At 65.8% G+C, this 17,019-nt stretch carries 24 protein-coding genes; 11 read left to right on the plus strand and 13 right to left on the minus strand.

The window, feature by feature from the left end; all coding sequences use genetic code 11:
- Position 1: 1 nt before the first annotated feature.
- The gene (locus QX039_RS06810) at positions 2–646 is read right to left on the minus strand and encodes a glutathione S-transferase family protein (RefSeq protein WP_315738726.1); all 645 of its coding nucleotides are present in this window, start codon (positions 644–646) and stop codon (positions 2–4) included.
- A gap of 191 nt (positions 647–837) precedes the next feature.
- Between QX039_RS06810 and QX039_RS06815 the strand changes: the two genes are divergently transcribed.
- Positions 838–1,281: a Rieske (2Fe-2S) protein gene (locus QX039_RS06815; RefSeq protein ID WP_315738451.1), complete on the plus strand. Its 444-nt coding sequence runs from the start codon at positions 838–840 to the stop codon at positions 1,279–1,281.
- A 126-nt stretch (positions 1,282–1,407) separates the two neighbouring features.
- Here the strand turns inward: QX039_RS06815 and QX039_RS06820 are convergent, their stop codons facing one another.
- The 7 genes from QX039_RS06820 to QX039_RS06850 form a co-directional block, all read right to left on the minus strand.
- Positions 1,408–1,647: a hypothetical protein gene (locus QX039_RS06820; RefSeq protein WP_315738450.1), complete on the minus strand. Its 240-nt coding sequence runs from the start codon at positions 1,645–1,647 to the stop codon at positions 1,408–1,410.
- Positions 1,648–1,669: 22 nt separating this feature from the next.
- Positions 1,670–1,984 carry a hypothetical protein gene (locus tag QX039_RS06825; RefSeq protein WP_315738449.1) on the minus strand — a complete coding sequence of 105 codons (315 nt, stop codon included), beginning with the start codon at positions 1,982–1,984 and terminating at the stop codon, positions 1,670–1,672.
- A complete protein-coding gene (locus QX039_RS06830; protein ID WP_315738725.1) occupies positions 1,981–2,724 on the minus strand; it encodes an ankyrin repeat domain-containing protein in 744 nt (247 codons plus the stop codon). The genes QX039_RS06825 and QX039_RS06830 overlap by 4 nt, the downstream gene beginning before the upstream one ends.
- 65 nt (positions 2,725–2,789) lie before the next feature.
- On the minus strand, positions 2,790–4,433 hold the full coding sequence (locus QX039_RS06835; protein WP_315738448.1) for a nitroreductase family protein: 1,644 nt from the start codon (positions 4,431–4,433) through the stop codon (positions 2,790–2,792).
- Positions 4,434–4,696: 263 nt separating this feature from the next.
- Positions 4,697–4,900 carry a hypothetical protein gene (locus tag QX039_RS06840; protein ID WP_315738447.1) on the minus strand — a complete coding sequence of 68 codons (204 nt, stop codon included), beginning with the start codon at positions 4,898–4,900 and terminating at the stop codon, positions 4,697–4,699.
- A gap of 4 nt (positions 4,901–4,904) precedes the next feature.
- On the minus strand, positions 4,905–5,867 hold the full coding sequence (locus QX039_RS06845) for a PDR/VanB family oxidoreductase (RefSeq protein ID WP_315738446.1): 963 nt from the start codon (positions 5,865–5,867) through the stop codon (positions 4,905–4,907).
- A gap of 213 nt (positions 5,868–6,080) precedes the next feature.
- Positions 6,081–7,361, minus strand: coding sequence for a gallate dioxygenase (locus QX039_RS06850; RefSeq protein ID WP_315772068.1), 1,281 nt, complete (start codon positions 7,359–7,361; stop codon positions 6,081–6,083).
- Positions 7,362–7,497: 136 nt separating this feature from the next.
- Here QX039_RS06850 and QX039_RS06855 point away from each other — a divergent pair, with 136 nt between their 5' ends.
- Entirely contained in the window at positions 7,498–8,418 is a 921-nt protein-coding gene (locus QX039_RS06855) for a LysR family transcriptional regulator (RefSeq protein WP_315772070.1), read from the plus strand.
- Positions 8,419–8,437: 19 nt separating this feature from the next.
- On the opposite strand, the gene QX039_RS06860 is transcribed toward QX039_RS06855, so the two are convergent.
- The 5 genes from QX039_RS06860 to QX039_RS06880 all read right to left on the minus strand — a co-directional run bounded on the left by QX039_RS06860 (position 8,438) and on the right by QX039_RS06880 (position 11,327).
- Entirely contained in the window at positions 8,438–8,809 is a 372-nt protein-coding gene (locus QX039_RS06860; RefSeq protein ID WP_315738443.1) for a signal transduction histidine kinase, read from the minus strand.
- Entirely contained in the window at positions 8,800–9,606 is an 807-nt protein-coding gene (locus tag QX039_RS06865; RefSeq protein WP_315772072.1) for a sensor histidine kinase, read from the minus strand. Before QX039_RS06865 ends, QX039_RS06860 begins: the two co-directional genes overlap by 10 nt.
- 73 nt (positions 9,607–9,679) lie before the next feature.
- Positions 9,680–10,045, minus strand: a complete 366-nt coding sequence (locus QX039_RS06870; RefSeq protein WP_315738441.1) for a hypothetical protein — start codon at positions 10,043–10,045, stop codon at positions 9,680–9,682.
- A 303-nt stretch (positions 10,046–10,348) separates the two neighbouring features.
- Positions 10,349–10,657: a hypothetical protein gene (locus tag QX039_RS06875; RefSeq protein WP_315772076.1), complete on the minus strand. Its 309-nt coding sequence runs from the start codon at positions 10,655–10,657 to the stop codon at positions 10,349–10,351.
- Between the two features lie 190 nt (positions 10,658–10,847).
- Complete coding sequence (locus QX039_RS06880) at positions 10,848–11,327, minus strand: VOC family protein (RefSeq protein ID WP_315772077.1); 480 nt, start codon at positions 11,325–11,327, stop codon at positions 10,848–10,850.
- Between the two features lie 269 nt (positions 11,328–11,596).
- Here QX039_RS06880 and QX039_RS06885 point away from each other — a divergent pair, with 269 nt between their 5' ends.
- From QX039_RS06885 to QX039_RS06925, 9 genes are all read left to right on the plus strand, one after another.
- The gene (locus QX039_RS06885) at positions 11,597–11,839 is read left to right on the plus strand and encodes a hypothetical protein (protein WP_315772079.1); all 243 of its coding nucleotides are present in this window, start codon (positions 11,597–11,599) and stop codon (positions 11,837–11,839) included.
- Positions 11,840–11,982: 143 nt separating this feature from the next.
- A complete protein-coding gene (locus QX039_RS06890; RefSeq protein WP_315772081.1) occupies positions 11,983–12,327 on the plus strand; it encodes a hypothetical protein in 345 nt (114 codons plus the stop codon).
- A gap of 20 nt (positions 12,328–12,347) precedes the next feature.
- On the plus strand, positions 12,348–12,920 hold the full coding sequence (locus QX039_RS06895) for a TlpA disulfide reductase family protein (RefSeq protein WP_315772083.1): 573 nt from the start codon (positions 12,348–12,350) through the stop codon (positions 12,918–12,920).
- Positions 12,921–13,048: 128 nt separating this feature from the next.
- On the plus strand, positions 13,049–13,396 hold the full coding sequence (locus QX039_RS06900; RefSeq protein WP_315738435.1) for a DUF2282 domain-containing protein: 348 nt from the start codon (positions 13,049–13,051) through the stop codon (positions 13,394–13,396).
- Positions 13,397–13,449: 53 nt separating this feature from the next.
- Entirely contained in the window at positions 13,450–14,319 is an 870-nt protein-coding gene (locus tag QX039_RS06905; protein WP_315738434.1) for a DUF692 domain-containing protein, read from the plus strand.
- Positions 14,319–15,104: a DNA-binding domain-containing protein gene (locus QX039_RS06910; RefSeq protein WP_315738433.1), complete on the plus strand. Its 786-nt coding sequence runs from the start codon at positions 14,319–14,321 to the stop codon at positions 15,102–15,104. Before QX039_RS06905 ends, QX039_RS06910 begins: the two co-directional genes overlap by 1 nt.
- Positions 15,101–15,607 (plus strand): DoxX family protein, encoded by a 507-nt coding sequence (locus QX039_RS06915; protein WP_315738432.1) that lies wholly within the window; start codon positions 15,101–15,103, stop codon positions 15,605–15,607. The genes QX039_RS06910 and QX039_RS06915 overlap by 4 nt, the downstream gene beginning before the upstream one ends.
- Positions 15,597–16,229: a sigma-70 family RNA polymerase sigma factor gene (locus QX039_RS06920; protein WP_315738431.1), complete on the plus strand. Its 633-nt coding sequence runs from the start codon at positions 15,597–15,599 to the stop codon at positions 16,227–16,229. The genes QX039_RS06915 and QX039_RS06920 overlap by 11 nt, the downstream gene beginning before the upstream one ends.
- Positions 16,226–16,894, plus strand: coding sequence for a DUF1109 domain-containing protein (locus tag QX039_RS06925; RefSeq protein ID WP_315738430.1), 669 nt, complete (start codon positions 16,226–16,228; stop codon positions 16,892–16,894). The genes QX039_RS06920 and QX039_RS06925 overlap by 4 nt, the downstream gene beginning before the upstream one ends.
- The last annotated feature ends 125 nt before the right edge of the window (positions 16,895–17,019 follow it).

Here is a 17,019-nt window from a genome sequence, read left to right on the forward strand (position 1 = left end):
GCTACAACTGGCTGGCCTGCCCCAAGGTCGCCGGATTGTACCCTTCCTCGCGCAGCACCCGCTGCACGACCGGGCGCGCGAGCATGCGGCGGTAGTGCGCGAGCAGGTTGGCCGGCAGCGCAATGCCGGTCTTGTCGGCCCAGAACTCGACATAGAACAGGATCGGATCGGCGACCGAGAATTCGCCGCCGAGATAGGACTGCCCGTCGAGCATCTTGTTCAGGATCGCAAAGCCCTTCACGACGATGTTGCGGCCGAGCGCGCGCACCGACTCCTGGTCGGCCTCGTTGCGGCTGAAGGTCGGCGTGGCGAAGATGCGCGCGAAGCCGTGGCCATGCACCGTTCCGGCAATGTAGCTCATGGCTTCGAGCAGCCGCGTTTCGGTCTCGATATCCGAAGGCCACAATCTGGCGCGCGGCCTGGAGCGGCCGAGCCAATAGGCAATCGCCGGCACTTCCGTCAGCACGCTGCCCTCGCTGCGCACCAGCGCCGGAATCGTCGATTTCGGGTTGATGGCCACATAGTCCGGTTTGAAATTGTCGCCGGCCGGCAGGTTGACGATATGGGCCTCGAACACCTCCTCGAGCTCTTCCAGAATGATGTGGATGCCGGTCGAGCACGATCCCGGCGTCATGTAGAATTTCATCGCGGCCATCATTGTCTCCAAGCCGACATCGCGCGTGTCTTCGATGCCTACGGCATGCTTCATGCAAGGATCGGGACAGATCGAGAATGATGCGCCGTGGCTCGACACGTCGGGCTGCTGCCGTCAGGTTTGCGACAGGAGACGTCATCGCGGTCCCGTATCTCCGTCGCGCCGGTCAGGGAGCGCCGCGCATGACGGAACGTGAGCCGGAAATCTTCGTGATCTGTCCGACCGCCGGCATCGCGCCGGGTGAAGCCAAGGCGTTCAGCCTGTCGCGGATCGGCGACAATGGCGAGGCGCGGCCGTTTCCTATCGTGATCATCCACACTGTGTCCGGTGGCTTTGTCGGCTACGTCAACTGCTGCCCACACGAGGGCAAATGGCTGAACATCGGTAGCGGCCAGTTCTTCAATCCGGATCGGACGCTGCTGCGCTGCGGACGGCATGGCGCAACGTTCGAGATCGACACCGGGCTGTGCAACGCCGGTGCCTGCGCAGGGCAGAGCCTGGAGCCGATTGCGCTCGCTGTCATCGACGGCGAGGTCTGCCTGTGCGGCGTCGCGCTGGTGGAAGATATTCCCGACCCGTTCGACGACCTCGACGAGACCATGGAGATCATGATCCACCCGGATTGACGGATGGGGTTTCCAACGTCATTGCGAGGAGCGAAGCGACGAAGAAATCCAGAATCCTACCTGAGCCCTGGATTGCTTCGCTTCGCTCGCAATGACACTCACTACGTGATGTCGTTCGGCGGACCCTCAGAACCCATCCGCCTTCTTGCCCCACGGATGGGTACCCGACACAAGCTGTGCCTTGATGCCGGCCTTGTCGACATCGGCCCGGGTTCTGAAAAAGGTCGCCTCGTGCACCAGCGTGCCGTTCTTGGTCGTCACCGCGACATAGCGCGCGACAGTGTCGATGTCGCACAGATATCCGCCGCCGGGATCGGCGGCACTGCGCAGGTTGCCATCCCAGTCTACGAAGAATCCTTCACTCATCTCTTTCTCCAACCTCGTTCAGTCAGGTCTCGGGCTGATCGGCGACGAGCTGCGCATAGGCGCTCTCGACGATGGCCCAGCAATGCAGCAGGCGCTGATGTTCGGCCTTGCCGATGCTCACCGTCTCGCCATGATCGTCGGCTGCAGCCGTCGCCGCCTGCAGCGCATCGAACAGCGCCTTCTCGAGCTGGTAGATGCGCTCGCTGGCGCGTTCCAGATAAGGAATGGGATTGGCGTGGACATTGGCCTCGTGCAGCGCATCGAGGCTGAGCAGCGTCCGGAAGCGGCGCTCGACCTGGCGCTGCTGCATGCCGAAATCGTGCTCGATGACGGTCACGGCCGGACCTCGGGCGCGGGCGCCTTTGAAGCCGCCGCCTTGGCCGCATTCCGCAGCAGGTTCAGGCATTCGAGCGAAGCGGCCATGTCGAGCGCGGAAAAACCGTCGAGCGTCTCGGTGCGGATGTCCGCGCCCTTGGCCAGGAGATGCGCGACCACATCGGCCTTGCCGGAGGAGGACGCATACATCAGCGCTGTCGCACCATTGTCGTTGCTGTTGTCGAGATCGATGCCGGCCTCGACCAGCGCGTCGATGGCGTCGAGATGCCGGCCGACGCAGGCGAGCCACAGTGCGTTATTGCCGTCCGCGTTCCTGGCGGCGATGTCGGCGCCGGCAGAGAGCAGCTCGCGGATGACGCCGACATTGCCGAGATGCGCCGCCTTCATCAGCGGCGTGGTCCGATTGGCGATGATGGCGTCGATGTCGTCAGCGGGAAAGCCCTGGGCGGCGAGCCACGCCGCCAGGACCGGACTGACGTTCGCCGCGCCGCTCCGCGCGGGACAACGCTGGCGCCACGCCTCATAGCCGCCGTCGAGGCTATAGACCTCAGTGAAGCCGAAATCGGAGAAGGTCTGCGCGTAGTCCTGGCTGGCGTTGCCGTGATAGCAGTAGATCAGGATCGGCGCGCGCCTGCTCGTGCCGGCGATCATCTCGGCGAGATTGCGCTGGGTGAGATGCCGCGCGCCGGCCATATGCGCGGTGTCGAACGAGGCGGTGTCGCGGACGTCGAAGCGCAACACATCGTCGCGCTGCAGCAGCTCGGCTGCGTGGTCGACATCGATGCGCTGAAACGGAATACGCGGTCTCATGGCAGGACTCCCGCTTCATTGCGCGTTCGGCCGGGATAGGCCGCCAGCGTCGTGATGCGATCATCGGTCAGGGGACGGCCGACCGTGAAGTGATAGAGCACCTGGAACTGCTCTCCGACCACGCCGAGCATCTCGTGCACGGAGTCGTCGAAGAAGCAGCCGATGCCGGTGCCGCGCAGGCCCGCCGCCTCGGCTTCGAGGTAGAGCACGTGGCCGATCAGGCCAGCCTCCCAATGCAGTTGCCGATAGCGCCACGGATGGTCGCTGACGGCCGGCGTGAACTCGGCGAGCATCGCCATCGCAAAGCAGCCGTCGCCCGCGATCGCCTGGTGACAGCTAGCGGTGCGGATCACGCCGCGGCTGTCGGTCGGCAGCAGCCGGAACAACGGCAGATGATCAGGCACGCGCTCGACCGGCTGCCAGTCGAAGTCGGGACGCAGCGCGCGCCGCAGGCTGGTCTCCGCCTCGCTGCCGCGCGGCAGCGCATAGAGCCCGGGCGTGAGCCCCTCGACGCGATGGACGAATAGCAGCGGATGCAGCCGCGACGCGAACGGCCAGATGGTCCATGGCGGCGTAGCGCGCGGCAGCAGCGCGTCGAGAAGGTGAAGCAACGTTGCGAGATCCATCGTGAACCTGGCGTCGAAGCGTTGCGCGCTGCGACGACCGAGAATGAGCTCGGCCGCACGCGCCTGTGATTGCCGCGTCAGCGGCGGGCACCGCCACGGAGTGGAGATCGCATCCTGCGCCGCGCCGGCCGTGGCCGCGCTCACCTCGGGGATGATGGGCCAGCGGTAGAGCGGATGGCGATCGAGCCGGTTCGCCTGACCTTTCCACGTGTCGTCGATCGTGGCGAGTGATGGCAAACCGGCAGGCGATCGCGAGCTCGCATCGCGCGGCGCGATCGCGAGCAGCACATCGGCATTCTCGGTCTCGACGCCGGCGAAATCATCCGCGCGATCGAGTCCCATCAGCGCTGCGAGTCTCGCACTGTCGATGCCGTCGATCACGCGCGCGTACCAGCCGAGCGCAGCGGCGGCGTAGCTGACGGCGCCGATCGCATGTCCGAGGTCGAGCTGGCAGTAGCGGAACGCGCGCTCGCCATATTTCCACGCCTCGCGCCAATGGATCGAGGACAGCGCGAGCCAAAGCCGCGGCTCGCCATGCGATGGCCTGCCGCGGCGGCAACGTTGCTCCAGCACGTGATCGCGGCTGACATAGTGATGAAGACCGTCGCTGAGCCCTGTCACATTCTCCGCGATGACATAGGCCTCGGTCGGATGCAGATTGCCGCTGGAGGGATTGCAGCGCAACGCCCAGCGGTCCGGGCCGTACTCCTTCCAGGCCGCCAGCCCGAACGACAATTCCAGCAGCAGCGCGACGCCGTCGATCGTCAACGGCTGGACCGGCGCCGTGGCGTCGCAGGCATCGGCGAAGCTCACGGCGAGACGGTCCGAGGTCAGCGGCAGATCGGTGCGCGGGCTGCCGGCGAACTCGCGGAACGGATTGGGCTGCGCGTCCCAGTCCAGCGTCTCCGGCCCCGCCGCATAGCGCTTGAGGCTGTGCTTGGTGCGGGCGTGATAGGCCAACGCGATGTCGGCGGCGGCTGGAACGTCCGCCGTGCCGGACTGTGACACGGACATGCTTCCTCACAAGGCGCGACCTGCGCGTTCGCGCATGTTGGACGGTCGCTTGGTGACTGCGTCAGGCGGAGCAAAAAACGTTCCGAACAGCCGCAACTGCTTCCCCGTCGTTCTGAGCCCGTTGGGCGCAGGCCCGGAATTCAGAGCCACGGCCGGCGGATATGGATTCTGGGCTTGCCGCTGCGCGTCGCCCCGGAATGACACGCCGACACAGCGTGTCCGATTCCGAACAGCGCGATCAGAACTGTCCGCTTCTCGACATATCAATGCCGGTGCGTGGTGCCCGATGCGCTGTCGTCGATCAGCACGGCGACCTTGGCCGCGATCGACAGCCACGCCCGATGCGCGGCGATCTTGTGGCCGAGCCTGAAGCCGTCGGCCATGCGGGCCGCGAACGCAGGCCCGTCGGTCCCATGCTGTTGCGCGATGATCCACGCGGTCTGCCACAGATCGGTCTCGGTCGTCACGGTGCTAGAGATCCAGCACCAGCCGGTCGCCCTTGCCGCGCGATACACAAGGCAGGAAGTAACCTTCGGCACGTTGCGCCGCCGACAGGCGCTTGTCGCGATGGTCGACCTCGCCCTCGACGACCCTGGTCTTGCAGGTGCCGCATAGGCCCTGCTCGCAGGAGGTCGCGATCTTGACGCCGTTCTCCTCGAGGAACGCGGTCACGGTCTTGTCGCCGGGGATCTTGAAGGTCGCGCCGGTGCTCTTGATGGTGACGTCGAACACCTTGTCGAGCAGCGCCGCGGCCGCCTTCGCGGTGAAGCGCTCGGCATGGATGCGCTCCTCGGCAAATCCCTTCTGCTTGGCCAGCGCGACGATCGGATCCATCCACCAGTCGACGCCGCAGATGAACAGCTGGGTGTCGTCGGGCCGGTCCGCCAGCAGCTCGGCGGCCTTCAGCAGCTGATTGTCCTCGGTGGCTTCCTTGTAGTATGTCGTATCTTCGGCGAAGGCCGAGGCCTCGATGGTGCTACGGAACGAATCCGGCGACATCAGCGCGAACACGTAGTGCAGCTCGAACGGGATGTTCTTCGCCTTCAGCGTGTCCGCGATCGACAGGATCGGCGTGACGCCGATGCCGCGCGCCACGAGCAGCGCGCGCTTGGTGTCCTTCGGGATCTTGAAGCGGTTGCGTGGGCGGCTGACCTGCAGCTTGTCGCCTTCGTTGATATCGAGATGCAGCGCCTTGGAGCCGCCGCGGCTGTTGGCATCCTTCCACACGCCGATGCAGTAGCGATTGCGTTCGGCGGCGCTGTTCAGCAGCGAATATTGCCGTGTGAGTCCGTTCGGCAGGGTGACGTCGATATGGCTGCCGGGGGTGAAGCCCGGCAGCGGCTGATCGTCCGCCGGGACAAGTTCGAATGAGGCCATGTTGTGCGCCTCGATGGCCTTCCTGGCCACGACGACGGTGTGCAGGCTGTCGGACATCTGACAACTCCATCTTGCGAACCGGCTCATGAGAGGCCGATGCAAGGGGAGGGCCAAGCGGCGTTCGCCGCGGGGCGCGGCGGCTTTTCCGCTTGTGCACGCTGCGACGAGCGCAAGGTCCTGGAGCGCTGGGCCAAGGCGCGCGGCATCAACGCCGGAGACATGACCTGCGTCGCCGCTGCGGGGCGGCGGCGCCGGTCGTCCGTGCCAATGTCAATGGGCGTCGATCGCGTCCGCCTTGGCGCCGCCGGCGACGGAGTAGCGCATCGGCACCTTGCGGGTCTTCAGAAAGGCTTCCAGCGTCTCGCCGCGAAACGCCGCATAGACCTCCGGGTTGGAGACGCCGATCACGGCGGCCATCTTCTCCAGCACGAAGAAGCTGACGCCGCGTCGGATCATCTCGATCCAGCGGCGGTTCTTGATGAGCTCGCGCTCCTCGTCCGTGAGACGGTGCTCGTCCGCCAGTGCGTCGAATTCCTCAACGAATCTCTTGCGATGCGCGGGGATGACGAGCCGGTGCAGGAAGTCGTTGATGCGGAAATTGGCCTGGCTGCGGCCATGGGTGAACGGGTAGGTGCCGGTCAGCATCTCCGCGCCCGCGAGTTCATGGCCGATGTGTGCGCGATAGGCCGCGACCTCCTGCGGGTCGGGCGCGCCGCCGAGATCCTCGAACACCAGCGTGGCGATGTTGGTCACCGACGGCGCGTAGGTCTGTTTGTGCACGAGCCTCACACTGTCCGACAGCGCACCGCGCATGATCAGCCACATGATGACCTCGGCGCCTTCCATGCCGCCCTTGACCGCGTAGTCGGCGATGCGCATCGCCGTCAGCTGCTCCGGGTCGTTCTCCAGCAGATCGAGGAATTCGTTGTCCCAGTCTTCGTTCAGAAAGCCGGCGCGCTCGCCGTGAACCTGGTGCGACAGCCCGCCGGTGGCGAAGATGGCGACCTTCAGGTCTTCCGGATAGCTCTCGATCGCCTTGCGCAGGGTCTTGCCGAGCTTCCACATCCGCTTCGCATTGGGAATCGGCAATTGCAGCACGCCGACTTGCAGCGGCACCACCATGCCCGGCCACGGGCCGCTGGCATCGCCCATCATCGACAGCGGCGACAACAGGCCGTGATCGACCGGCTTGCCCTGGAAGAACGACATGTCGAACTCGTCCGCCATCATCGCCATCGCGATGTGCTGCGACAGGCCGAGGTGGCCCTTCGCCGGCGGCACGTCGCGCGGTCCGCCGCCTTCGTCGGCGGCGATATAGCGGTCGTCAATGCCGAGCGCGAAGGCGGAGTAGTGATCGAAGAAGAACGAGGTGATGTGATCATTGTAGATCATGAACAGGACGTCGATGTCCTTCTGCTTCACCCAGTCGCGCACGACCGCGAAGCCGTCGAAGATCGGCTTCCAGGCCGGGTCGTTCTGCTTGTTGGTGTCGAGTGCGAAGCCGATGGTGGGCGAGTGCGAGGCGCCGATGCCGCCGATGATCCGGGCCATGTGTCCCTCCGCGAAATGGGGCCGCCGTGGACTGTGACCCGCGGCCGTGCTGGGACGGACCTTACGAAGTTTCCCATGCTAGACAATCATGCTAACGTGCACGGATCGTTTCTCTCGATGAACGAGCGGCTCTAGGATGAAATGGCGGATCGAGGACATTCCGGTGTTCCATGCGGTGGTCGCGACCGGCGGCATGACCGGCGCCTCGCGGTCCCTGGGCATGCCGAAATCCTCGGTCAGCAAATCGGTCGCCCGGCTCGAGCAGGATCTCGGCATCCGGCTGTTCGACCGCAACTCGCGGCGCGTCCGGGTGACCCGCGAGGGCGAGCTGTTCTTCCAGCAATGTCAGAAGATCCTGGATCAGGTCTCTGAGGCCGACGCGGTCATGACCGGGCTGGTCGGCGTGCCCAGCGGCCGACTGTCCGTGGCGCTGCCGCCGGCATTCTGCGAGGAGATCCTGGCGCCGCAGCTCGCCGAATTCCACCGCCGCTATCCGCGCATCGAGCTCGATGTCGAGGCCACCACGCGGGCGATCGACATGCTGGCCGACCGCTTCGACATCGCGGTCGTGGTCGGCGTGCAGGAGAATTCCGAACTGGCGCAGAAGGTGCTGATCGGCGGCCGCCTGATCTGGGTGACCAGCCCCGCTTATCTCGCCGCGCACGACATCGGCGACGACGTCCGCGCGCTGGAGCGCCATCTCATGATCTGCGAGCGGCGCTATGGCGACCGCACCCTGATGATCAAGCAGCACGGCCATCTCGTCCGCTTCGACGTCGGTGCGCATGTCGCCCGCATCAACAATCCGCTCGCGGTGCGCCGCGCCGTCGCCCACGGCGCCGGCATTTCCTTTCTGCCGGAGCACTATTGCGTCGAGCTGCTCGGTGAGGGCCGGCTGGTCGAGATCGGCAGGGGGGTCGTGTTCGACACCCGCGCCGCCCAGCTGACCGCAATCTTTCCGAGCCGCAAGCTGATCTCCTCGCGCGCCCGCGCCTTCCTCGACTTCCTCGAGGAGATCTGCGCCGCGTCCGCGCACACCCTGATCGGTCAGACCTGAGGTGCGCCGTCCGCCTGTCTCACGCAAGCCGATGGAACGACGGCGGCAATGGCTCTCGCACCAGCTCGCTCAGATCGAGCGTTTCACCGCTGTCGGCGATATCCGAGAACAACACCTCGATGAAGGGATGCTGACGGTTGGATGCGGCGCCGCGCCGATATTTCCTGCTCACGATCCGCTCGATCGCAGCAAGGTTCAATTTTCCCAGCGCATTGTATTGGACACGAAACAGGCTCTGCCGGCCGCCCGTGTGCTCGATCGACTCGGCCCAGATGTCCATCACCTTGCGGCTGACGAAGGCCTCGACGCCGACGGCGCCATCCTGGGCGAGCAGGCGCAATCCGTCCATCGTATGCGGCTGCTCATCGACGCTAAATTGGCTCAGCGACATCGGAGATCCCTTTCTGTTGCGTGCATCGGCGGTCTCGCGGGAGAGTCGAGAACGGCGATCGGCGCGTCGAACGTGTAGGAGAGCCCTGACGGCGCATAGTTCAACTGAACCTCGCCGCCGAGCTGCACGCCGAGCGTTTCGATCAGCCGGGTTCCGAAGCTTCGGCTGGCGGGCTGTTGAACGACCGGGCCGTGTCTTTCGGTCCAGGCGAAGCGGACCCGGCGTTGGTCGACGGTCCAAAGCAGATCGACGCGTCCTTCCGGCACGGACAGCGCACCGAACTTCAGGGCGTTCGTGCACAGCTCGTTGAGCGTCATCGCGATGGCGATGACGGCATCCGGCGTCACCAGCACGTCGGGCCCGGTGATCGCAAAGCGTGAGTCGTCGGGCGTGTCGAAGGCCTGGACGGACGTACGGATCACCGTGCGGAGATCGCCGCTGGACAATTTCGCTTGCAGGAGGAGATCGTGTGCCCGTCCGAGGGCCAGGAGCCGCCCGGAGATGGCATGCTGTGCATCCTTGGTCGCCGGCACGTTGCGGAGGCTCTGGGAGACGATGGCGGTGACGGTCGCGAGCGTATTCTTGATGCGATGGTGCAGCTCCTCAAGAATGAGCTTTTGCAGCCTGCTCGCCGTCTCGCGTTCTCTCGCCTCGATTTCGGCCTGCTCGGACCGGGTCTTGGCATTGCTCTCGGCCTCGACGAGCAGGCGCTTCAGCCCGATGATTTCCGTCAGCAGAAAGTCGGGATCCACGACCGTGCCGTGAGGAGGCTCTGTGGTGAGGTTGATCTCGAGCATTGGCTGACATGTCCTTGTACCGGATGCCGCCCTCGGAGGGCACGATGGTACGCAGGAGCAGGCCGCCCCAGCGTCACTTCGTTCGCGAGCGGACACTTCCGTTGAAATGCCCGAGTATCTCGGCGGCGTTTGCGAGGATGGTCGCCTTCCTGATCGCGGCAGCGCGCTCGCCGCCCTGCTGCATCAGGCCCGCCGTCTCCAACGCATTCTCCGCCCTGGTGGCGAGCGTCGCGTGCAGCGATGACCGCTCTCGCTTGGCCGGCTCGGAGGGCTTGTCGGGGTGAACTGGCGCAAGCGCCCCGCTGCGAACGGCGGCCACCGGATCAGAATCGCGGCGACGATCAGCAGCCCAAAGAATGGCGGCGCCAGGAGCGGTCGCACCAACCACGCGCGCACTGGACGTGGTGGTGTTCGAAGAGGTGTTCGAGGTTTTCGACATGCTGTCCGCCTTCTGATCGCGGCGGGAGCGCATGGCTCTCAGTCACCGATGGCAGCCGGGGGACGCGCGATGATCATCAACATATGGTGTGCGCGCGCGCGATAGCGAGGTCCCGCCGAAACTATTTGTCGTGAGGATCTGGTCGCCGCCATCGCCTGAAGCGAGAGCGAGTCTGGCCTGGCGGCTCATCCGACGTTCGTAGCATCGTTGCATCGACATGCGAACGTCGGACGCCTGGCTCATTTGTGGATCATGTGCAGTTCTGATCGCGATGCCTTGGCATGAGTCAGAACGTCGGACGTGTCATCGGCCGATTCCGACGCTCACGCCGGGCGCGCGGATGCCGATGCCGCCACGATCTTCATAGCCACGCTCTTCATAGCCACGCCGCTCGTGCCGGCCATAGCCGTAGGCGCCGCGGTCTTCGCGGATGATGACACGGCGTTCGCGGCTTTGGCGCCAGCAGCGGCCGTTCTCGTTGCAGACCAGGCGAACCTGCTGGATGCTGCTCTCCGGGAGGACCGATATACCGGCCGTGAGCGGGGCAGCGGAGGCGGCTGCAGCCATCAATGTGCTCGCGGCTACTGCGAGAGTGATCGTAAGAATCTTCATGGTGATGAGATGTCTCCGGGTGGGGGGATTGCGTCATGGAACCAATCTGCTGGCAATCCCATGGTTCCCCCCGGCGGTCGTTTGTTTCGTCCCGAGGCTCTGGCGTCGAACCGCTTCCTGCGCGCCATCGTGGCGGCAGCCTGCGCCCGTGACGCCGGAGCGCGGCGATGCTGCGCTCCGGCGGGCGAGGTCATCCCCGCCGCGCCGCCTCGATGGCGGCGACGTCGATCTTCTTCATCGCCATCATCGCGGCGAACACGCGCTTGGCCTCGGCTCCGCCGGCTGCCATCGCGTCGGTGAGCGCGCGCGGCGTGATCTGCCAGGAGATGCCCCATTTGTCCTTGCACCAGCCGCATTGGCTTTCCTGGCCGCCATTGCCGACGATGGCATTCCAATAGCGGTCGGTCTCCGCCTGATCGTCGGTGGCGATCTGGAACGAGAACGATTCGTTGTGGGTGAACGCGGGGCCGCCATTGAGGCCGAGACAGGGGATGCCACACACCGTGAATTGCACTGTCAGCACGTCGCCGGCCTTGCCGGACGGATAGTCGCCCGGCGCGCGGTGCACCGAGGCCACGTGGCTGTCGGGAAACACCTCGGCATAGAACCGCGCGGCCGCCTCGGCGTCCTTGTCGAACCACAGGCAGATCGTGTTTTTGTTCGTCGGCATCGCAGGGGTCCTCTCCGGTCCGGGTGCAGGCCACGCTTCAACCTTGGATAGGCGGCCATTTGGGAGTGCTCAAGCCAGCTCGTATCGATGCGGCTGACCCAAGGACGGTCCGCATGCGCACATGCCGACACGACGGCCGGCGTTTCCAGCAGATTTTTTTCAGGTGGTCTGCAGCGGGTCGGTTCCGCCAACGGTTGTGGTCTTGGCGCAGTCATATCGTATAGACTTGTGAGGCTTGCCGCCGCGGGTCCAGCCGCAGGGGGAATTGCATGAAAGCCATCACGCCGTCCGTGATATCGGACGCGCTCGTCCTGCTGGCATTCGTTTTCGCAGCCGGGAGCGCCGCCGCGGCGGCCGGGTTCGCCTGCGTCGCGAAGATGTCGCAGCAGCTCACGCCGGCCAATCTGGAGAATCTGATCACGCGAACCTGCCTTCATCTCGTTCCGCTCGTGATCGGCGACGCTGTCGATCGGGCAGGGCGTGTGATCTCGATCCGGATTCGTCAGCCGTGAGGCCAGTCGAGGCTCGGGCCGCCGTAGCCGGATTTGCGCCGCGGATATCTGCTCCGCCGTGACAAGCTGCCAGGTAACCTTTCCAGGTCCGCGATCGAACCGTCGGAACGACATGGTCCGGAGCGGTCAGCGGAGGTATCCGATTGCAAATCACACGCCCGCGCATCGTGCGCATCACGCACCGGCCGAGCGGCGAGGTGATTGCCGAGGGGCCGGTCGGACTCTGGGGCATCACGCCGTTCGAAGGAAATCTCTACATCCGGCGGCGTTACCTGAAGACGGGCCATCTTCGGCTGAACTGGATCCCCGGGCTGTGCATCTACAAGTTCTTGTACGTTTGGCTGGACCTTCGGCTTCCGGATGGCCGGCGTGAGCCGTCGATCGGCTGGCTGTACTGGCTACCCAATCCGCTGTTCTTCTTCATCGCATTCCGTCCCGCCGTGCCGCAGTCGTCGCCCGTTCTCGTCGTCGAGGAGGTGACGGAATGAGCGTGGCGAGCCGGCGCGATGTGACCGGCGGCCTGCTGTCGGTCCTCATGGCGGGCGCGGGATCCGCCCTGGCTGCGCCGCCTCACGATGACGTGCCGGCCTTCGCGGACGGGCGCCATCAGCTCATCTTGCTGCGGCCGCAACAGAGCCTGCCGCCGGTGAGGCTGTTTCGCCTCGAGGGCGGGACGCTCGATCTGGCCGCGCTGCGCGGCGCGCCGATCCTGCTGAACTTCTTCGCCTCATGGTGCGCGGCCTGCCGCACCGAACTGCCGGTGCTGGATCAACTCGCGCGCAGCGTCGCCCATGATCGCCTGCAGGTCGTCGCGGTGTCCGAAGACCGGAGCGATCGCGACCGTGTCGGTCGTTTCGTCGGGTCGCTTGGGCTGAAGACGCTGCCGATCTGCCTCGATCCGAACGGATATGTGGCCCAGCAGGGCGACGGCAGCGGCAGGACCGCGCCGTTCATCCTCCATGGAATGCCGATCACCTACCTGATCTCCGCTTCGGGCCTCGTCATCGGATACCTCCAGGGCGCCGCCGATTGGTCGTCGTCGGCGGCCGCCGATCTATTCGTCTATCTCAGGCGCAATTGAGGGACGCCATCTCGAACGCGGCGACGTAACCTTCCGCCGCATCCGAGCGAACCAATGTGCAGGCGTGCCGATGGCCGCCAGACGCCTGCAATGTCCGCAGGCTGAACCCTGAGAATGGAGGAACACGCATGTCCAATCGCACGCTGTCCGCAATGATTGTCGGCGCATTCGCGGTCGCCGCCGGCACGCTTGCCGTGACGTCCGCCTCGGCGGAGATGATGGCCAAGGGCGACATGGAAAAGATGATGAAGGCCAAGCAGGCCGAGACCATGAAGGCCATGAAGGACGGCAAGATGGAGAAGTGCTTCGGCGTCGCGCTGAAGGGCCAGAACGATTGCTTCGCAGGCGCCGGCACGACCTGCGCGGGCACGAGCACGGCGGACTATCAGGGCAATGCCTTCAAGCTCGAACCCAAGGGCACCTGCACGACGATGCAGACCCCGAAGGGATCGGGAAGCCTCACGCCGAAGGCCTGATGCCGCGGGCGGGCTGCGCGCGGCCCGCCTCACTTCTTGATCGGAGACTGCACGTGTCACGCTCGCAATTCTCGACGGCTGCAGGGATCCCTGCACGGGGGGGCGTCGGCCTGAAGGCCGAGCACTACCGCTGCATCGTCGAAACATCGCCCGACATCGGCTTCTTCGAAGTGCATGCCGAGAACTACATGGGCGCGGGCGGACCGCCGCACCGCTACCTCATGGCTATTCGCGAGCGCTATCCGCTGTCGCTTCACGGCGTCGGATTGTCGATCGGCGCCGATCGCCCGCTCGACCAAGCCCATCTCGGCCGCCTCCGCCAATTGATCGCGCGCTACGAGCCCGGATTGTTCTCGGAACACCTCGCGTGGTCGTCGCACGAGTCCGGGTTCTTCAACGATCTGCTTCCGGTCCCTTACACGACGGAAACCCTGAACCGCATCTGCGCCAATATCGACGAGGTGCAGAGCGCGCTCGGCCGCCGCATGCTGCTCGAAAATCCGTCCACCTATGTCGCGTTCGCGGAGAGCAACTGGTCCGAGCCCGCCTTCATTGCCGAGATCGCGCGCCGCACCGGCTGCGGACTCCTGCTCGACGTCAACAACGTGCACGTCGCCGCAACTAATCAACAGTGGGATCCGTATTCCTATCTCGACGCATTTCCGCTTGGGCATGTGCTGCAGATCCATCTCGCCGGTCACGCGCGCGAGGCCGACGAGCACGGACAGCCGCTCCTTATCGATACCCATGACCGTCCGGTCGACGACGTGGTCTGGGCGCTGTATGCGCGCGCCATCCGGTCGATCGGCCCCGTGCCGACGCTGATCGAGTGGGACGCCGAGGTGCCACCCTGGCCGGTGCTCGCGGAAGACGCCAGCCGCGCCGAGGCGATCATGCGCATGCAAGTGACGGAGGTGGCGTGATGCCGCCGCCTGCTGAACGTCTTGGCAGCTTTGCGCGGGCGCTGCTCGACCCCGAGCAGCTGGTGCCCGCCGGCCTGGTCGGGCCGGACGGCACGCCGAGCCGGCGACGGTTCGGCGTCTACCGCAACAACGTCGTGGTCGGCTTGACGGCCACGCTGAAGGACGCCTATCCCGCAGTGCATCGCATCGTCGGAGCGGAGTTCTTCCAGGCCATGGCGCGCCGCTATGTCGTCTCCGAGCTTCCGCGCTCTCCCATCCTGCTCGATTACGGCGCCGGCTTCGCCGCGTTCATCCACGGCTTCGCGCCGGCATCGGCGCTGCCCTATCTGGCGGATGTCGCGCGGATCGAGCGCGCCTGGACGGAGGCCTATCACGCCGCCGAGGCCGGGTCGGTCACACCGGCGGCCTTCGCAGCCGTTGCGCCGGCCGATCTGCCCGGGCTTCGCCTGCGGTTTCATCCGTCGTTGCGGCTCGTCGGCTCATCGTTTCCTGCGCTCACGATTTGGCAGATGAATGCGGCGGGAGGAATTCCTGGCCCAGTAGATCTCGACGCCCGAGAGGCCGCGCTGATCGTCCGTCCGGACGCTGATGTCGTGGTCCGCTCGATCCCCGCGGGCAGCCTCGCTTTCGTCGAGGCCCTCCTGGCTGGCCGATCGGTTCTGACGGCGCTCGAGAATGCGCTGCGCGCCGACGTCCGGTTCGAGCTGGCCGGAACTCTCCACGACCTGATCCACAGCGGAGCCGTGATCGGCTTCGACCTCGCGCCGATGGCGGGGACGGCATGAGAACGGCCGCAACCATTCCAGCCCTCGCCGTCGTCGTGCGTGACGTCGCGGATCGGCTCGCTCGCCTGGCGGGGACCGTGGCGCCGCCGGTGCTGCGGATCGCGCTGGCGGTCCCGTTCTTCAGATCCGGCCTGACCAAGTGGGATGGGTTGCTGTCGCTGTCGCCGGCCGCTTCCTATCTGTTCGAGGATGAGTTCAAGCTGCATGTGTTCGGGCAGGCCTACGATTTTCCCTGGCCTACGGCCTTCGCGTTCTTCGATGGCGTGGCCGAGATCGTGCTGCCCGTGCTTCTCGTGGCCGGGCTCGCGACCCGGCTGAGCGCGCTCGGGCTTCTAGTGATGACCGCAATCATTCAGCTCGTGGTCCCCGACGGCTGGGCCAATTTTCATCTGCCATGGGCTGCGATGGCCGTTGCGATCATCGCCCTGGGGCCGGGGCCTGTCAGTCTCGATCATCTCGCGGCGTCGTTCGGTCGAAAGGCGGAGGGCGCCGATGAGCGGTGATCCGGGCGGTCCCGCACCGCGGCTGAGGCTCGTCGCGGCCGGCCATCAGGCGCGTGCCGAGGTCAGGCCGGGGCGGCGGGCGCTCGATTGGGCGATCCTGATGGCGCATGCCCAGGAGGGTGACCGCGTCGCCTATCAGCGACTGCTGCAGGAGATCACGCCGTATCTGCGCTCGCTCGCGGCCCGGCGCTGCAACGACCGCAGCGACATCGAGGACGCGGTGCAGGACGTGCTGTTGACCATTCATTCGATCCGCCACACCTATGATCCGACGCGCCCGTTCGCGCCGTGGCTGGTGACCATCGCCAACCGCCGGCTGATCGATCGGGTGCGGCGGCAGGTCCGCCAGCGTGGGCGAGAGATCGCGCTGGCGCCGGAGCACGAGATTGCAGCCGAGCCCGAGACCAGTGCGGAGGCGGCCCCTGACCGCCGCGAACTGGAGCGGGCGATCGGCAACCTTCCGCCGGCCCAGCAACAGGCCGTGCGGCTGCTTAAGCTCAAGGAGCTGTCGCTCAGGGAGGCGTCGGCGGCGACCGGAATGTCCACGACCTCCTTGAAAGTCAACATGCACCGCGCTCTGAAGAGCCTTCAGAAACTGCTCATTCCGCGGAACGAGCCATGATCAAGACCGATGACCTGATCGACTCTCTTGCGACCGACATGCGGCCGGTGAGACGGCTGCGGCCGCCGCTGCTGCGCGCCTGCGGCTGGCTGCTGGGAGCAGCCGCCATCGTGGCGTTGCTCGCCGTCAACCAGGGGATCCGTCCGGATCTGGCGCAGCGCCTGCACGATGCGCCCTTCGTCACCAGCCTGCTGGGATCGATCCTGACCGGCGTGCTGGCGGTGATCGCGGCGTTCCTGATCAGTCTTCCCGACCGCTCGCGACTCTGGATGCTCCTGCCGCTGCCGGCGCTTGCGCTCTGGCTGTCCAACATCGGCTATCAGTGTCTGACGGACTGGGTCTCGATCGGTCCCGACGGCATGAGTCCGGGCGAAGCGGCGCGCTGCTTCACGACGCTCGCGGTGACGAGTCTGCCGCTGTCGCTGGCCTTGCTGGTGATGCTGCGCTATGCCGCGCGGCTTCGTCCCACCATGGTCGCTCTGATGGGAAGCCTCGCCGTCTCTGCGATCACGTCGACGGCGCTCGCGCTGTTCCATACCATCGACGCCTCGGTGATGATCCTGATGTGGAACGTCGGAACGGCGGTCCTGCTCATGGGGGTGGCCGCCCTGTTTGGCCGCCGCATGTTCCTCTCGATCGCGCCACGCGTCTTTGCCCAGGACTGAGCTCGCAGTGCTGCGCGCCACGAACATGGGCGGCAGCGGGCGTAACCTTTGTCGCGTTCGAAGCGAACAGCCAGCAGGGCTTCGGCGCGGGCAGGCCCGCCAGGACGCGCATCGCGCGCGTCGAC

This window comes from Bradyrhizobium sp. SZCCHNR1043, from assembly GCF_032489675.1.
Taxonomy (GTDB): Bacteria; Pseudomonadota; Alphaproteobacteria; order Rhizobiales; family Xanthobacteraceae; genus Bradyrhizobium.

What these genes read in the sequence shown, in the direction of transcription:
- QX039_RS06810 (WP_315738726.1), bottom strand. Translation starts at nt 646, where the DNA reads ATGAAATTCTACATGACGCCGGGATCGTGCTCGACCGGCATCCACATC.
- QX039_RS06815 (WP_315738451.1), top strand. Translation starts at nt 838, where the DNA reads ATGACGGAACGTGAGCCGGAAATCTTCGTGATCTGTCCGACCGCCGGC.
- QX039_RS06820 (WP_315738450.1), bottom strand. Translation starts at nt 1,647, where the DNA reads ATGAGTGAAGGATTCTTCGTAGACTGGGATGGCAACCTGCGCAGTGCC.
- QX039_RS06835 (WP_315738448.1), bottom strand. Translation starts at nt 4,433, where the DNA reads ATGTCCGTGTCACAGTCCGGCACGGCGGACGTTCCAGCCGCCGCCGAC.
- QX039_RS06845 (WP_315738446.1), bottom strand. Translation starts at nt 5,867, where the DNA reads ATGTCCGACAGCCTGCACACCGTCGTCGTGGCCAGGAAGGCCATCGAG.
- QX039_RS06850 (WP_315772068.1), bottom strand. Translation starts at nt 7,361, where the DNA reads ATGGCCCGGATCATCGGCGGCATCGGCGCCTCGCACTCGCCCACCATC.
- QX039_RS06855 (WP_315772070.1), top strand. Translation starts at nt 7,498, where the DNA reads ATGAAATGGCGGATCGAGGACATTCCGGTGTTCCATGCGGTGGTCGCG.
- QX039_RS06860 (WP_315738443.1), bottom strand. Translation starts at nt 8,809, where the DNA reads ATGTCGCTGAGCCAATTTAGCGTCGATGAGCAGCCGCATACGATGGAC.
- QX039_RS06865 (WP_315772072.1), bottom strand. Translation starts at nt 9,606, where the DNA reads ATGCTCGAGATCAACCTCACCACAGAGCCTCCTCACGGCACGGTCGTG.
- QX039_RS06870 (WP_315738441.1), bottom strand. Translation starts at nt 10,045, where the DNA reads ATGTCGAAAACCTCGAACACCTCTTCGAACACCACCACGTCCAGTGCG.
- QX039_RS06875 (WP_315772076.1), bottom strand. Translation starts at nt 10,657, where the DNA reads ATGAAGATTCTTACGATCACTCTCGCAGTAGCCGCGAGCACATTGATG.
- QX039_RS06880 (WP_315772077.1), bottom strand. Translation starts at nt 11,327, where the DNA reads ATGCCGACGAACAAAAACACGATCTGCCTGTGGTTCGACAAGGACGCC.
- QX039_RS06885 (WP_315772079.1), top strand. Translation starts at nt 11,597, where the DNA reads ATGAAAGCCATCACGCCGTCCGTGATATCGGACGCGCTCGTCCTGCTG.
- QX039_RS06900 (WP_315738435.1), top strand. Translation starts at nt 13,049, where the DNA reads ATGTCCAATCGCACGCTGTCCGCAATGATTGTCGGCGCATTCGCGGTC.
- QX039_RS06910 (WP_315738433.1), top strand. Translation starts at nt 14,319, where the DNA reads ATGCCGCCGCCTGCTGAACGTCTTGGCAGCTTTGCGCGGGCGCTGCTC.
- QX039_RS06915 (WP_315738432.1), top strand. Translation starts at nt 15,101, where the DNA reads ATGAGAACGGCCGCAACCATTCCAGCCCTCGCCGTCGTCGTGCGTGAC.
- QX039_RS06920 (WP_315738431.1), top strand. Translation starts at nt 15,597, where the DNA reads ATGAGCGGTGATCCGGGCGGTCCCGCACCGCGGCTGAGGCTCGTCGCG.
- QX039_RS06925 (WP_315738430.1), top strand. Translation starts at nt 16,226, where the DNA reads ATGATCAAGACCGATGACCTGATCGACTCTCTTGCGACCGACATGCGG.